This window comes from Pseudomonas sp. 09C 129, from assembly GCF_002843625.1.
GTDB lineage: Bacteria > Pseudomonadota > Gammaproteobacteria > Pseudomonadales > Pseudomonadaceae > Aquipseudomonas > Aquipseudomonas chlororaphis.
Genome location: NZ_CP025261.1, coordinates 3709304 through 3724763 on the forward strand (window position 1 = coordinate 3709304; position 15460 = coordinate 3724763).

Consider the following 15460-nt stretch of genomic DNA (forward strand, 5'->3'; position numbering starts at 1 on the left):
TTATTTCTGTACCACTGCGGTGGGTGGCGGCGCCTTGGGCTTCATCAGGCTGAAGTCGATCAGGGCTTTCTCGTTGCGTTCATAAGGGTTGCCGATCAGCAGCGGGCGCGGCTTGAATCTGTCGCTGACCAGGCTCTTGCTGCGGTCCAGTTCGTCGGAACTCAGGCCGGCCATGTCGGCCCAGGTATGGATCAGGTGCGAGCTGCTGTAGGGGCGGCCGAGGTCGCCGGCGAAGTTCCAGTCATGGTTCTGCTTCCACTTCGGCGAGGCCCAGGCGATGAACGGAATGGTGTACATCGGCGCGGTCGGCTTGCCTTCGTTGCGGCCCAGGGTGTTGTGGCCGGCGGAGTCGAACACGTCTTCGCCGTGGTCCGACAGGTACAGCAGGAAGCCGTTGGGGTCGGTCTTGGCGTAGTCCTTGATCAGGCTCGAGACCACGAAGTCGTTGTACAGCACGGCATTGTCGTAGCTGTTGTAGGTCGGCACCTGGTCGTTACGCACGCCGGCCGGCACGCCAGTGCGGTCGGTGAACTTGTCGTAGCTCGGCGGGTAGCGGTACTGGTAGCTCATGTGGGTGCCCAGCAGGTGGACCACGATGAACTTGCGCGGCGCGCCGTCGGCCAGGGCCCTGGAGAACGGCTCCAGCACGTCGCCGTCGTACTGGCGGGCGTTCTGGTTGCGGTTGTTGTTCAGGTAGACCTGCTCGTCCGCCTGCTCGGAGAAGGTGGTGAGCATGGTGTTGCGTTTGGTCATGGTCTGCTGGTTGGTGATCCAGTAGGTCTTGTAGCCGGCCTGCTTCATCACGCTGACCAGGGACGGGGTCTTGAGGTACAGGTCGGGGTTTTCTTCGTCGGCGAAGGTCAGTACCTGCTGCAAGGCTTCGATGGTGTAGGGGCGTGGGGTGATGACGTTGTCGAAGATCGCCAGCTGGTCCTTGAGCTTGTCCAGCTCCGGCGTGGTCTGGCGCGGGTAGCCGTAGAGGCTCATGCGCTGGCGGTTGGTCGACTCGCCGATCACCAGGACCAGGGTCGAAGGCTGGTTGGCCATGCTGTCCTTGAGGTTCTGCAGCGGCGGGATCTTGCTCACGTTGTCGAGCATGCCCTGCATGTTTTCCAGCTGCTCGCGGTAGCGCCGGTAGGCCACCACCATCTGCCACGGCACTGCGGGCTCGATGCGCGTCTCGAATTTCTCCAGGCCGCCGGCGAAGCTGCCGGTGCGCGCGGTCTGTTTGATCAGCGGGTAGCCGATGACGGCGATCAGGATGGCCATGGCCGCCACCAGCGCGCGACCGCGCGGCAGGTAGACCGGGCGCAGGCGGGTCCAGAGGAAGAGGGCGAAGGCGGTATGGGCGAGGAACGCCAGCACCATCCACCAGGCGAAGTACTGGGTCAGGTACTCGCCGGCTTCGGAGGGGTTCGACTCGAACATGATGAAGATGACGCTCTGGGAGAACTCCTGCTGGTAAATGAAGAAGTAACCCAGGCTGGCCATGGAACAGGCCCAGAGCACGATGCCGATGACGGCGGCCATCGCGCGGGTGCGGGCCGGGAACAGCAGCATCGGCGCCAGCCAGATCGCGCTCATGATGAAGGCCTGGCGGAAACCGGCGAACCCGGAGGTGTCGGTCAGCTGGATCAGTAACTGGGTAATGCCGGAGAAGTACCAGAAGAACAGGAAGAGCCAACCCAGGCCCGCCCAGTCAAACCCCTTCGCGGACGTCTTGTCGCGTTTAAACACTGCCATCGAACGCTCCAGCTGCATTGAACATGACATTCGCCGGAAAGCTTCGACTACCTCGGCGAACGCGCGCCGCGCCCGTGGGGGCGGCAATATTGCGCCGGAGTATCCACAAGCAGGTGTGAAAACTTTGTGAGTTGGTACCTGCGTGTCAGATAATGCCGTCGCCAGGAGGCAGGCAGGGTAAAAAGCGACGGGCAAAAAGAAGCCGGCGATCCATCAAGGACTCAGCCGGCTTCATTAACAACCTGTTGCAAGGACCGGCCACGGCGGGCGGGTTCCTCGGATTCTCAGGCGTGTAGCTGGGTGACGGCAGCCACCTGACCCTGGTTCTGCAATGCCAGGCGCAGTTGCGCCAGCTCTTGCTTCAACTGGTCGCGCTCGTTCTTCAGTTCGCGCAACTCGTCACGACGGATAGTGACGTAGAGGGTTTGTGCTGGTCGTGCCGGTAGTACTGTGCCCATTGCTCACCTCGCAAATGGCGTGCATCAACTGTGGTCCGGCCGCTCGAATTCCGGGGCCTGAAACACTATCGGCGGCAATTTTGATTTCTTTTGCCGGCAAAGGGAACTTTTTTATTTTCAGCGGTCGTTGTGCCTTCGAAGCGATTCGCGTCGTTATCCACTCACTGCTTGGGAAACTTAGTCCAACCGCTCTGGACTAACCCTCACTGGCCTCGTTGGGCTATAACCTTTTGACACAATTTAGTAGTAAGGAGCATCAGCACATGCAACTGGGGATTATCGGACTGGGCCGCATGGGCGGAAACATTGCGCGGCGCCTGATGCTCAATGGGCATGAAACCGTGGTCTATGACCGTAACAGCGCTTTTGTCAGCACCCTGAGTGGCGAAGGCGCCAAGGGCGTCGCCGACCTGCCGGCCCTGGTCGCCGGCCTGGAGAAGCCGCGCGCGGTCTGGGTCATGCTGCCGGCTGGCGCGCCCACCGAAGACACCATCGAAACCCTCAGCCAGTTGCTCGAACCGGGCGACGTGATCATCGATGGCGGCAACACCTACTATAAGGACGACATCCGTCGCGCCCAGGCGCTGGCGGAAAAAGGCCTGAACTACATCGACGTCGGCACCTCCGGCGGCGTCTGGGGCCTGGAGCGCGGCTACTGCATGATGATCGGCGGCGACGCCGAGGTCGTCCGCCGCCTGGACCCGCTGTTCGATGCGCTGGCACCGGGCATGGGCGACATCTCGCGGACCAAGGACCGAGTGGCCGAAGACGATCGCGCCGAGCGCGGTTACATCCACGCCGGCCCCGCCGGTGCCGGGCACTTCGTCAAGATGATCCACAACGGCATCGAGTACGGCATGATGCAGGCCTTCGCCGAAGGCTTCGACATCCTCAAGACCAAAGCCTCGCCAAGCCTGCCGCAAGACCAGCGCTTCGACCTCAACGTCGCCGATATCGCCGAAGTCTGGCGCCGTGGCAGCGTGGTCTCGTCCTGGTTGCTGGACCTGACCGCCGACGCCCTGGCCACCGATCCGCAGCTCGACGGTTTCTCCGGCGAAGTGGCCGACAGCGGCGAAGGTCGCTGGACCATCGAAGCCGCCATCGAGCAGGCGGTGCCGGTTCCTGTGCTGTCGAGTTCGTTGTTCGCCCGTTTCCGTTCCCGCCAGCAGAGCACCTATGGTGACAAGATGCTGTCGGCCATGCGTTTCGGCTTCGGCGGCCACGTGGAGACTCCGAAAAAATGACCTCCTCGCGAAAGAAGTCCAAGGCTCAACCTGCTCCACCCACCACACTGTTTCTGTTCGGCGCCCATGGCGACCTGGTCAAGCGCCTGCTGATGCCGGCGCTGTACAACCTCAACCGTGACGGCTTGCTGGATGAGGGGTTGAAGATTGTCGGCGTCGATCACAACGCGATCAGCGATGTGGATTTCGCCAAGAAGCTCGAGGACTTCATTCGCACCGAGGCTGCCGGCAAGGTCGGCAGCGGCGCGCAAGCGCTGGACCCGGCGCTCTGGGCCAAGCTGGCCAATGGCATCAGCTATGTCCAGGGCGACTTCCTGGACGACAGCACCTATGATGCGCTGGCGGCGAAAATCGCCGCCAGCGGCACCGGCAATGCGGTGTTCTACCTGGCCACCGCACCGCGCTTCTTCAGTGAAGTGGTGCAGCGCCTGGGTGCGTCGGGGTTGCTGGTCGAAGGGGACAACGCGTTTCGCCGGGTGGTGGTGGAGAAGCCGTTCGGCTCCGACCTGCACACCGCGCAAGCGCTGAACGAATGCCTGCTCAAGGTGATGAGCGAGAAGCAGATCTATCGGATCGACCATTACCTGGGCAAGGAGACGGTGCAGAACATTCTGGTCAGCCGTTTCTCCAACAGCCTGTTCGAGGCTTTCTGGAACAACCATTACATCGACCACGTGCAGATCACCGCGGCGGAAACCGTCGGGGTGGAAACCCGTGGCAGCTTTTACGAAAACACCGGCGCCCTGCGCGACATGGTGCCCAATCACCTGTTCCAGCTGCTGGCGATGGTCGCCATGGAACCGCCGGCGGCCTTCGGCGCCGATGCGGTGCGCGGAGAAAAGGCCAAGGTGGTGGGGGCGATTCGTCCCTGGAGCACCGAAGAGGCCCTGGCCAACTCGGTGCGCGGCCAGTACGTGGCGGGCAAGGCGGGCGACAAGCCGGTGGCCGGCTACCGCGAAGAGGCCAATGTGGCCCCGGACAGCAACACCGAAACCTACGTCGCCCTCAAGGTGATGATCGACAACTGGCGCTGGGTTGGCGTGCCGTTCTACCTGCGTACCGGCAAGCGCATGAGCGTGCGCGACACCGAGATCGCCATCTGCTTCAAGCCTGCGCCGTACGCGCAGTTCCGCGATACCGAGGTCGACCACTTGCAGCCGACCTACCTGCGCATCCAGATCCAGCCCAATGAAGGCATGTGGTTCGACCTGCTGGCGAAAAAGCCCGGGCCGACCCTGGAGATGGCCAATATCGAGCTGGGGTTCGCCTACAAGAACTTCTTCGAGATGCAGCCTTCCACCGGCTACGAGACGCTGATCTACGATTGCCTGACCGGCGACCAGACCCTGTTCCAGCGCGCCGACAACATTGAAAACGGCTGGCGCGCGGTGCAGCCGTTCCTCGATGCCTGGAAGGAAAAGGCCAAGGTGCATATCTACCGGGCCGGTGAAGACGGACCGGCGGCCGGCGACGAGTTGCTGACCCGCGACGGCCGTGAATGGCACAGCCTCGGATGAGGGGCGAGGGGCAGCATCCCATCCAGTTCCTGCTCAGCGACATGGACGGCACCTTGCTGCTGCCCGATCACAGCTTGAGCCAGCGCACTATCGCCGCGGTGCGCGCGCTGCGCGAAGCCGGGGTGTTCTTCAGCCTCGCCACTGGGCGGCCGCCGCGGGCCATGTTGCAGCAGATCGAGGCCCTGGGCGTCGACCTGCCGACCGCGGCGTTCAATGGCGGCACCCTCGTCAATCCCGATGGCAGTTTCCTGGTGCGCCACCATGTGCCGGTAGCGGTCGCCAACACGGTCCTGGCGCTGCTGTCGCCGCAGCCGGAAGTCGAAGTCTGGGTGTTCGCCGACGGTGAATGGCTGCTGCGCAATCCCCATGGGCCGATGGTGCCGCGCGAGCAGCATGGCCTGGGTTATCCGCCGGTGGTGGTGGAGAGCTTCGAGGACTACCTGCCGCGCATCGACAAGATAGTCGCCGCCAGTGCCGACACTGAACTGTTGGTGGAGCTGGAGGCGCGTTTGCTGGAGCAGGTCGGTGGGCAGGCGCAGGTCTCCCGTTCGCAGCCGGTGTACCTGGATGTGACGGCGCTGCAGGCCAACAAGGGGCAGGCGCTGATCACCCTGGCGGAGTTTCTCGGGGTGCCGCTTGCGCGCACCGCGGCGCTGGGCGATGGCGGCAACGACCCGGCGATGTTCCAGCAGGCCGGGTTGTCGATTGCCATGGGCCAGGCCGAAGCGGCGGTGAAACGCCAGGCCGACCTGGTGACGGGCAGCAATGTCGTGGATGGCGCCGCCGAGGCGATCGAACGATTTATCCTGCCGCGCTAATGCAAAACCTGTAGCCGCTGCCGCAGGCTCGGGCCGCGTTCGGACGATAAGGCCGAAGGCCTTCAGCGATCTGGAGACCGCCGCGACCCTGCGGGTCGATCGCAGCCTACGGCAGCGGCTACATCCTTACAGCCAGTAACTCACCGCATACCAGCCCAGCACCCCCATCACCACGGTGTAGGGCAACGCCATCCACACCATGCGTCCATACGACAGGCGCACCAGCGGCGCGATCGCCGAGGTCAGCAGGAACAGGAACGCCGCCTGGCCGTTGGGCGTGGCCACGCTCGGCAGGTTGGTGCCGGTGTTGATCGCCACCGCCAGGGCTTCGAAGTGTTCGCGGCTCATCAGTCCGGAAGCGAAGGCCTGTTTCACTTCGGTGATGTAGATGGTGGCGACGAACACGTTATCGCTGATGGCCGACAACAGCCCGTTGGCGATAAACAGCATGCCCGGTTGCTGGCTCGCTGGCAGCGCCAGCACCCACTGGATCAGCGGGGTGAACAGCTGCTGGTCGTGAATCACCGCCACCACCGCGAAAAACACCACCAGCAGGGCGGTGAACGGCATCGCATCCTTGAACGCGCTGCCCAGGCGGTGCTCGTCGGTGATGCCGGTGAACGCGGTAATCAGCACGATCACCATCAGGCCGATCAGGCCGACCTCGGCGATGTGCAGGGCCAGCGCGGCAATCAGGATCAGCGCCGCCACACCCTGTACCAGCAGCGCCGCGCGTTGCCGGTCGGTGCGTTCGGTGTTGTCTTCAGCGGCGTAGTTGGCCAGCACCGCGCGCACGTTGTCCGGCAGCAGGGTGCCGTAGCCGAACCAGCGCAGTTTCTCCAGCAGCACGCAGGTCACCAGCCCGGCCACCAGCACCGGCAGGGACACCGGGGCAACCTTGAGGAAGAAGTCGGCGAAGTGCCAACCCATTTCATGGCCGATCAGCAGGTTCTGCGGCTCGCCCACCAGGGTGCAGACGCCACCCAGGGCGGTACCCACCGCGCCATGCATCAGCAGGCTGCGCAGGAAGGCGCGGAACTGCTCCAGGTCCTGGTGATGCAGTTGCGGCAAGTGCTGGTCGTCGTTGAATTCGCTGTCCTGGCGCGGGTCGTTGCCGGACGCCACCCGGTGATACACCGAATAGAAGCCCACCGCGGCGCTGATGATCACCGCAGTCACCGTCAGGGCATCGAGAAACGCCGAGAGGAAGGCCGAGAGAAAGCAGAACAGCAGACCCAGCAGCGCCTTGGAACGTACCCCCAGCAACAGCCGGGAGAACAGGAACAGCAGCAGCTCCTTCATGAAGTAGATGCCGGCCACCATGAACATCAGCAGCAGGATCACCGGGAAGTTGTGCACCAGTTCGTCGTACAGCGCCTGGGGCGTGGTCATGCCCAGCGCCACGGCTTCCAGCACCAGCAGGCCGCCGGGCATCAACGGGTAGCACTTGAGGGCCATGGCCAGGGCGAAGATGAACTCGGCCACCAGCATCCAGCCGGCCGCCACCGGGCCGACCGTGAACAGCAGCAAGGGGTTGAGCAGCAGGAAGACGAGAATGCTGGCTTTGTACCAGCGCGGTGAATGGCCGAGAAAGTTGTGGGTGAAAGCCTGGGCCAGTGAACCGGACATTGGCTGCTCCTTGTATTGACGAAGCGCGCAACTTGCCGCAAGCACCGGTGAAGATCAAGAAACTCTGAAATCTTTTGCCACAAATACCGCCCGGGCCCGCGCAGGAGCCGATAAACCAGCTCCTGCGGGCGGTGCCGGTCAGTCTTCGCGTTTGACCACCAGGGTCAGGATGTCGTAGCTGGCCACCAGCTCGCCCAGCTGGTTGCTGACCTCCACGTCCCAGGCCACCACGCCCTGGGGGATGCCTTGCGGGCTCTGCTTGCCCTGGTCGATCTTGCGCTTGCAGGTCAGGCGCGCCTGGATGGTGTCGCCGATGCCCACCGGGTTGATGAAGCGCAGGGTATCCAGGCCGTAGTTGGCCAGTACCGGCCCTGGCGCCGGGGACACGAACAGCCCGGCTGCCGCCGACAGCACGAAGTAACCGTGGGCGATGCGCTTGCCGAACTGCGACTCCCTGGCTGCGATCTCGTCGAAGTGCATATAGAAGTGGTCGCCGGACAGGCAGCCGAAGTTCACCAGGTCGGCCTCGGTCACCGTGCGCCTGTGGGTCAGCAGCGACTCGCCGATCTGCAGGTCCTGGAAGAACCGGCGGAACGGATGCACCTCGGTCTCGATGACCTTGGCGCCGCGCACGTATTCGCCGGTGACCGCCGCCAGCATGGTCGGCGAGCCTTGCACCGCCGCCCGTTGCAGGTAGTGCTTCACCGCGCGCAGGCCACCGAGCTCCTCACCGCCACCGGCACGCCCCGGGCCGCCGTGCTTGAGCTGCGGCAGCGGCGAGCCATGGCCGGTGGATTCGGCGGCGGATTCGCGGTCCAGCACCAGCAGGCGCCCGTGCCAGGCCGCGGCCACCGGGATGGCCTTGGCGGCGATGCGTGGATCGCGGGTCACCAGGCTGGCCACCAGGCTGCCTTTGCCTCGCGCGGCCAGGGCCAGGGCTTCGTCGAGGTCGTCATAGGCCATCAGCGTGCTGACCGGGCCGAAGGCCTCGATATCGTGGGCGCCGCCTTCGGCATGCGGGTCGCGGGCCTGCAACAGGGTCGGGGCGAAGAACGCGCCCTGGCGGGTGTTTGCCCCGCGCGGCTCGAAGCCGTCGCGGGCGCCGAACAACAGGTCGCTGCTCTGCAACAGGCTCTCCAGGCGTTCGGCCACGTCCCGTTGCTGGTCGTGGGAGGCCAGCGCGCCCATGCGCACGCCTTCCACCGCCGGGTCGCCGACCACCACCTTGGCCAGCCTGTCGCGCAGGCGGCTGGCGACCGCGTCGAGGTGCCGGGCCGGCACAATGGCGCGGCGAATGGCGGTGCATTTCTGCCCAGCCTTGGTGGTCATTTCCCGGGCCACTTCCTTGATGAACAGCTCGAACTCTTCGTCGTCCGGGCTCACGTCCGGGGCGAGGATCGCGCAGTTCAGCGAGTCGGCCTCGGCATTGAACGGCACCGAGTTGCGAATCAGCTGTGGGTTGGCGCGCAGCCTGGCCGCGGTATCGGCCGAGCCGGTGAAGGTCAGTACGTCCTGGCCTTGCAGGCGATCGAGCAGGTCGCCGGTGCCGCCGATCACCAATTGCAGGCTGCCGGCGGGCAACAGCCCCGATTCATCCATCAGGCGTACCACGGCTTCGGTCAGGTAGCTGGTGGCGGTGGCCGGCTTGACGATGCACGGCATGCCAGCGAGGAAGCTCGGGGCGAATTTTTCCAGCATGCCCCAGATCGGGAAGTTGAAAGCGTTGATATGCACCGCCAGGCCACCGCGGGGTACCAGGATATGGGTGCCGGCGAAACTGCCAAGCTTGCTCAACTGCAGCGCCGGACCTTCGTGGACGATATTGCCCGAGGGCAGTTCCCGCGAACCCAGGCTGGCATAGGTGAACAGGGTGCTGTTGCCGCCCTCGATGTCGATCCAGCTGTCGGCGCGGGTGGCGCCGCTGTGATGGGAGATAGCGTACAGCTGTTCCTTGCGCTCGCTCAGGTACAGCGCCAGCGCCTTGAGCCGCTGGGCGCGCTGCTGGAAGTCCAGGGCCATGAGGGAGGCGATGCCCTGGCGCCGGCCATGGTCGAGCGCCTCGGCGAAATCCAGGCGTTCTTCATGGGTGCGGGCCAGTTCGTGGCCGTCGATGGCGCTGCGCAGCACCTGGGCGCCGTGTTGGCCGATCCAGCGGCCGGCGATGAAGCTTTGCAGGGTGGGGGCGTGAGGCATCACGATTCCTCCGGATGATGAATGAGGCCGGCGCGGCCAGCGACCGCGCCGGCGGGGTTTACCAAAGAGCCAGGGTGTAGCCGAGAATCAGGCGGTTCTCGTCGAGGTCGGTGGTCAGGCCGTTGCCCGAACGAAAGGTCACGTTGCGCCAGCGGATGCTCAGGTCCTTCAGCGGTCCGCTCTGGATCACGTAGGTGATGTCGGTGTCGCGTTCGGTCTCGCGGCCGTTGTCGATGTTGCCCGCCTTGACGTGGCGGCCGTCGGTGTAGCGGGTCATGAAGGTCAGGCCGGGCAGGCCCATGGCCGCGAAGTCGTAGTCGTAGCGCAGCTGCCAGGAGTCTTCCTCGGCGCGGGTGTAGGTGTTGTAGGTCACCAGGTTGACCACGTAGGGATCGCCGCCGTTGAGGAACGGGAAGGCGCTGTCACCGGACAGCTGCTGCCAGGTGGCGCTGATTTTGTGCGCTCCCTTGATCAGGCTGAACATGCTGTTGAAGTTGCGGTTGTCGATCCGCCCGGCGCGCTCGGCGCCGTCGCCACGGCTGTCGAAGTAGCGCAGGTCGCTGCGCAGGCTGAAGCCGCCGCCCAGGGGCTGGGTATGCAGCAGGCCGAGATAGTGCTGGCGATAGATCTGTTCGAGCTTGCCGTAGTAGTAGCTGAGGCTCAGCTGCGGGCTGAAGGCGTAGCTGCCACCGGCGAAGTCGAAATGATCGCTGCGGGCGGCGCCATAACCGATGTCGTCGTTGCTCGAGGAGTCCCGCAGGTTGGCTTCGGTCAGGCGCCCGGCATTTACCGTCAGGCCGCTGATTTCCTGGCTGGTCAGCAGGCCGCCCTGGAACGTCGAGCCGAGCAGACGGGTGTCGTTGTAAGTGGCCACGGGCAGCAGCGGTTGCAGGGTGCCGATCTTCAAGACGCTTTTCGACAGGCGCAGCTTGCCGGTCAGGCCCAGCTCGCTGAACTCGTCCGCAGGTTCGTGGCTGTTGGGGCCGAACGGCAGCAGGCCAGTGCCGCGGCGATCCGCGCTGGAGTCGAGCTTGAGCCCGAGCTCGCCGAGGGCGTCCAGGCCGAAACCCAGGGTGCCCTCGGTGTAGCCGGACTCGAGCCGCGCGGTGAAGCCCTGGGCCCATTCCTCGGCCTTGGACTGCGCGGCGTTGGCCTGGCGGAAGTCACGGTTGATGTAGTGGTTGCGCATTTCGATCCGCGCCTTGCTGTCGCCGATGAAGTCGGCTTGTACGCTGCAGGTGAACAGGCCCAGGCCCAGCGAGGCCATGGCCGGCAGCAGGTGTTTCGGTGAGGCGATGGAAACGGGGTTCATTGTTGTTATTCCCTGTCATCGATCGGAACGGGTTCAGTGTTTGCTGGCGCCGGAGGCGCCGATACCGGTCATCGAGCGGATGAACTGCGCGAGGTAGCGGCCACGCTCCAGTTCGGCCCGCGCCGAGGTGTCGGTCACCGAGAACAGCCAGGCACTGAGGAACGCCAGGCTCATGGAAAACAGCGCCGGGTTGGAATAAGGGAACAGCGCCCGTTCGTGATGCAGCACGTTGACCCAGACCGCCGGGCTCAGCACCAGCAGCACGATCGCCGACACCAGTCCGGCCAGGCTGCCGGTCACGGCGCCGCGGGTGGTCAGGCCTTTCCAGAACATCGAAAGGAACAGCACCGGGAAATTCACCGAGGCGGCGATGGCCAGCACCAGCCCGGAGAGGAAGGCGATGTTCTGCGACTCGAACAGCAGGCCGAGGACGATCGCCAGCACGCCGATGCACAGGGTGGCGATGCGCGACACGCGCATTTCCTGCTGCTCGCTGGCCTGGCCCTTGCGCAGCACGCAGGCGTACAGGTCGTGGGACACCGCCGAGGCGCCGGACAGCGCCAGGCCGGCGACCACCGCGAGGATGGTGGCGAAGGCCACCGCCGAGATGAAGCCGAGGAACAGGTTGCCGCCCACCGCCTGGGCCAGGTGCACGGCGATCATGTTGCCGCCGCCGATGATCGCGCCGCTGGCGTCGCGGAACGAAGGATCGGTGCCGACCATGACGATCGCGCCGAAGCCGACCACGATCAGCAGCAGATAGAAGTAGCCGATGAAACCGGTGGCGTAGAACACGCTCTTGCGCGCTTCCTTGGCGTCGCTGACGGTAAAGAAACGCATCAGGATATGCGGCAGGCCGGCGGTGCCGAACATCATGCCCAGGCCCAGGGAAATGGCGTCGATGGGGTTCGACAGCAGCCCGCCCGGGGCCATGATCGCGCTGCCCTTGGCGTGCACGGCGCTGGCCCCGGCGAACATCGCCTCGGTGCTGAAGCCGAAATGCCTGAGCACCATGAACGCCATGAAGCTGGTGCCGAACAGCAGCATCACCGCCTTGATGATCTGCACCCAGGTGGTGGCGAGCATGCCGCCGAAGGTCACGTAGAACACCATCAGCACCCCGACCAGCATCACCGCATAGAGGTAGCTGATGCCGAACAGCAACTCGATCAGCTTGCCGGCGCCGACCATCTGCGCCACCAGGTACATCAGGGCCACAGTCAGGGTGCCGAAGGCCGAGGTCAGGCGCACCGGGGTCTGTTCCAGGCGGTAGGAGACCACGTCGGCGAAGGTGTACTTGCCCAGGTTGCGCAGGCGTTCGGCGATCAGGAACAGGATGATCGGCCAGCCGGCGAGTACGCCCAGGGCGTACAGCAGGCCGTCGTAGCCGTTGAGGAACATCATCGCCGAGATGCCCAGGAAGGACGCTGCGGAGATCATGTCGCCGGCGATCGCCAGGCCATTCTGCAAGCCGCTCATGCCGCCGCCGGCGGTATAGAAGTCGCTGGCCGAGCGGGTGCGCAGGGCGGCCCGGCGGGTGACGCCGAGGGTGAACAGGACAAACACCAGGAACATGCCGATGGCGTTCCAGTTCAAGGGGCGCGCGCTGCCTTCGGCGGCCAGCGCCAGGTCGGTGGCGAACAGACACGGCAGGGCGAACAACGCCAGCAAGCGCTTCATTGGGCGCACTCCTGCTTGAGCTTTTCGTTCAGCGGGTCGATCACGTTATTGGCGCGATAGACATAAAAGCCGGTGAGGGCGAAGGCCAGCAGCACGATCGCCACGCCCACCAGCATACCCACCGTGGTCACCCCGCCACTGAGCGAGCGCCCCAGGGTGCTGGGGGAAAACGCCACCAGCAGCACGAAGCCGTAGTAGATCACCAGCATGGCCAGGGTCAGGGACCAGTAGAGGTTCTGTTTGCGGCGCACCAGCTGGATGAAGTCGGGGTGCCGGCGGATCTGTTCGATGTCTTGCGGGGTCATGGGAGCGCTCTCTTGATGTTGTTTTTGTTTTGGTTGAAACGCGGTGAATTTTTTCTGTAGCCGCTGCCGGAGGCTGCGATAAGGCCGAAGGCCTTCAGCGATCTCAAGATCGTGCGCCCGCTTCGTCGGAGTGCCGCCCAAGTCGATCGCCGCCTGCGGCAGTGGCCACAGGTCAGAGCTGGTCGAAGTCCAGCACCACCTTGTCGCTGACCGGGAACGACTGGCACGACAGCACGTACCCGGCAGCCACTTCGTAGTCCTCGAGGGCGTGGTTGCTGTCCATCTCCACTTCGCCCTCGATCACCTTGCACTTGCAGGTGGAGCACACCCCGGCGCGGCACGAATAGGGCAGTTCGGCGCCCTGGGCATTGCCGGCGTCGAGGATGCTCTGGCTATTGCGCGGCAGGTCGAAGGCCAGGGCGCGACCGTCGCTGATCACGGTGATCTGGCTGACCGCCGCGTCGTGCTGCCGGGCGGCTTCGCGGGCCTCGCGTTTGTGCGGGCTGCCCGCGGCGGCGAACAGCTCGAAGTGAATGCGCTCGGCGGCCATGCCATGGGCTTTCAGGCTGTCGCACACGGTTTCGGTCATCGCCTGCGGGCCGCAGATGAAGGCGGCGTCCAGGGCCTTGACGTCGAGCCAGCGGGAGAACAGCCGGGCGCATTTGTCGGCGTCGATCCGGCCGTTGTAGAGGTCGACGTCCTGCTGTTCGCGGCTGAACACGAAGATCAGGTTCAGGCGTTGCAGGTAGCGGTTCTTCAGGTCTTCCAGCTGTTCGCGAAACAGGGCGGCGGAGCTTGCGCGGTTGCCGTACAGCAGGGTGACGCGGCTGTGGGGCTCGGTTTCCAGGGTGCTCTTGATGATCGACAGGATCGGTGTAATGCCGCTGCCGGCCGCCACCGCCAGGTACTGGCCATGGCGCGCGGGGTCGAGTTCGACATGGAAGTGCCCGGCGGGCGGCATCACGTCCAGGCAGTGCCCGGGCTTGAGCCGGTCATTGGCGAACGCCGAAAAACGCCCGCCGGCCACGCGCTTCACGGCAATGCGCAACTCGCCATCGTTGACCCCGGCGCAGATCGAATAGGAACGGCGCACTTCCTCGCCATCCAGCTGGGTGCGCATCACCAGATGCTGGCCCTGGGTGAAATGAAAGCTGTCCTGCAGGTGCTGCGGAATCTCGAAGGCGATGGACACCGCGTCGCGGGTTTCGCTGCGCACATCCTTGATGGTCAGGCTGTGGAATTTGCTCATGGTTGTTCTCCCACTGACACGGCGTCAGATGCACTTGAAATAGTCGAACGGCTCCAGGCAGTCCCGGCAGCGATACAGCGCCTTGCAGGCGGTCGAGCCGAATTCGCTGAGCTGTTCGGTGTGGCTGCTGCCACATTGCGGGCAGCAGATGGCAGCGCTTTCGCCCAGCAGGCTGCGCTTGCTGCCACTGCCCGCGGGCGGGGCGATGCCATAGGCCCGCAGCCGTTCGCGGCCGCTGGCGGTGATCCAGTCGGTGCTCCAGGCCGGGGTCAGCCGGCGTTGCAGCCGGGGCGCGGGAAACCCGGCGAGTTCCAGGGCGGCGCGGATATCGTCCTCGATCACCTCGGTGGCCGGGCAGCCGGAGTAGGTCGGGGTGACCACCACCTGCAGGTGGCCGTCGTGCCAGTCGAGGTCTCGGACGATGCCCAGATCCACCACGCTGACCACCGGCACCTCCGGGTCCATGACCGCGCCCAGGATGTTCCAGGCGGCTTCCAGGTCGCCCGGTTGCAGGGCCCGGGCGCCGCGGTCGCTGGAAATCAGCTCACCAGGTCGCATCGGGGTACGCTCGTGGCAACGCCTGCATTTCCGCCAGCAGAATGCCCAGGTGTTCGCTGTGCAGGCCGCGGCGGGCGTCCAGGTAGAAATGGCTGGGAGCCGCTGGCAGGGGCAGGGTGGCGCTGGCGAAGATTCGCGCCACCGTCGCCTGCCAGGCGCTGGCGACCTGCGCGGGGTCGGCAATGATGCCGGCGCCGTGCAGGTGGTTTTCGCTGTCGCCGCCGCCGATCAGTTCGACGGTGAAGCGCCAGAGCAGGGGAATCGCCTCCAGCATGCGCTGGTGGCTGTGCTCGGTGCCGTCGCCCAGGCGTTCGACCCATTCGCTGGAGCGGCGCAGGTGATAGGTGACTTCCTTCACCGCCTTGGCGGCGATCCCGGCGATGCGTTCGTCGCTGGACTGGGCCAGGCCCTTGAGCACTTCCAGGTGCCAGGCATCGTAGAGAAACTGCTTGAGCAGGGTCACGGCGAAATCGCCGTTGGGCTGTTCCACCAGCAGCAGGTTGCGATAGGCCCGCTCGTCGCGGCGGAACGCCAGGTGGTCGGCATCGCGGCCGTCGTCCAGCAGTTCGGCGGCGTAGTCCAGCCAGTTGCGGGCCTGGCCCACCAGGTCGAGGCCGACGTTCATCAGCGCCAGTTCTTCTTCCAGGGCCGGCGCGCGGCCGCACCACTGGCACAGGCGCTGGCCCTGGACCAGGGCGCTGTCGCCCAGGCGCAGCAGGTATTGGATCAATTCGTTTTGCGTGTTCATGGTCGA

13 protein-coding genes are annotated in these 15460 nt (G+C 65.0%); 3 read left to right on the top strand and 10 right to left on the bottom strand.

What is annotated here, in order from left to right; genetic code table 11:
• Entirely contained in the window at nt 1-1743 is a 1743-nt protein-coding gene (locus tag CXQ81_RS16805; protein ID WP_101337880.1) for a phosphoethanolamine transferase CptA, read from the bottom strand.
• A 284-nt stretch (nt 1744-2027) separates the two neighbouring features.
• On the bottom strand, nt 2028-2201 hold the full coding sequence (locus tag CXQ81_RS31220; RefSeq protein WP_007922719.1) for a DUF6026 family protein: 174 nt from the start codon (nt 2199-2201) through the stop codon (nt 2028-2030).
• 230 nt (nt 2202-2431) lie between these two features.
• On the opposite strand from CXQ81_RS31220, the gene gnd reads away from it, so the two are divergent.
• The 3 genes from gnd to CXQ81_RS16820 are packed head-to-tail and all read left to right on the top strand — an operon-like array spanning nt 2432 to nt 5780.
• The gene (gene gnd, locus CXQ81_RS16810) at nt 2432-3445 is read left to right on the top strand and encodes a phosphogluconate dehydrogenase (NAD(+)-dependent, decarboxylating) (protein WP_256593359.1); all 1014 of its coding nucleotides are present in this window, start codon (nt 2432-2434) and stop codon (nt 3443-3445) included.
• A complete protein-coding gene (gene zwf / locus CXQ81_RS16815) occupies nt 3442-4962 on the top strand; it encodes a glucose-6-phosphate dehydrogenase (RefSeq protein ID WP_053261060.1) in 1521 nt (506 codons plus the stop codon). Before gnd ends, zwf begins: the two co-directional genes overlap by 4 nt.
• Nucleotides 4959-5780 (top strand): Cof-type HAD-IIB family hydrolase, encoded by an 822-nt coding sequence (locus CXQ81_RS16820; protein WP_087091062.1) that lies wholly within the window; start codon nt 4959-4961, stop codon nt 5778-5780. Before zwf ends, CXQ81_RS16820 begins: the two co-directional genes overlap by 4 nt.
• 126 nt (nt 5781-5906) lie before the next feature.
• Here the strand turns inward: CXQ81_RS16820 and nhaB are convergent, their stop codons facing one another.
• The 8 genes from nhaB to paaC form a co-directional block, all read right to left on the bottom strand.
• A complete protein-coding gene (gene nhaB, locus CXQ81_RS16825) occupies nt 5907-7409 on the bottom strand; it encodes a sodium/proton antiporter NhaB (RefSeq protein WP_101337882.1) in 1503 nt (500 codons plus the stop codon).
• A 138-nt stretch (nt 7410-7547) separates the two neighbouring features.
• On the bottom strand, nt 7548-9602 hold the full coding sequence (gene paaZ / locus CXQ81_RS16830; protein WP_101337883.1) for a phenylacetic acid degradation bifunctional protein PaaZ: 2055 nt from the start codon (nt 9600-9602) through the stop codon (nt 7548-7550).
• Between the two features lie 58 nt (nt 9603-9660).
• Nucleotides 9661-10914, bottom strand: a complete 1254-nt coding sequence (locus CXQ81_RS16835) for an OprD family porin (RefSeq protein ID WP_101337884.1) — start codon at nt 10912-10914, stop codon at nt 9661-9663.
• A gap of 33 nt (nt 10915-10947) precedes the next feature.
• Nucleotides 10948-12594, bottom strand: a complete 1647-nt coding sequence (locus tag CXQ81_RS16840) for a cation acetate symporter (protein WP_101337885.1) — start codon at nt 12592-12594, stop codon at nt 10948-10950.
• Nucleotides 12591-12899, bottom strand: coding sequence for a DUF485 domain-containing protein (locus tag CXQ81_RS16845; RefSeq protein WP_007926513.1), 309 nt, complete (start codon nt 12897-12899; stop codon nt 12591-12593). Before CXQ81_RS16845 ends, CXQ81_RS16840 begins: the two co-directional genes overlap by 4 nt.
• Before the next feature lie 172 nt (nt 12900-13071).
• A complete protein-coding gene (gene paaE / locus CXQ81_RS16850) occupies nt 13072-14148 on the bottom strand; it encodes a 1,2-phenylacetyl-CoA epoxidase subunit PaaE (RefSeq protein ID WP_101337886.1) in 1077 nt (358 codons plus the stop codon).
• 24 nt (nt 14149-14172) lie between these two features.
• Nucleotides 14173-14706: a 1,2-phenylacetyl-CoA epoxidase subunit PaaD gene (gene paaD / locus CXQ81_RS16855; protein ID WP_101337887.1), complete on the bottom strand. Its 534-nt coding sequence runs from the start codon at nt 14704-14706 to the stop codon at nt 14173-14175.
• The gene (gene paaC, locus CXQ81_RS16860; protein WP_101337888.1) at nt 14693-15454 is read right to left on the bottom strand and encodes a 1,2-phenylacetyl-CoA epoxidase subunit PaaC; all 762 of its coding nucleotides are present in this window, start codon (nt 15452-15454) and stop codon (nt 14693-14695) included. Before paaC ends, paaD begins: the two co-directional genes overlap by 14 nt.
• Nucleotides 15455-15460 lie beyond the last annotated feature (6 nt).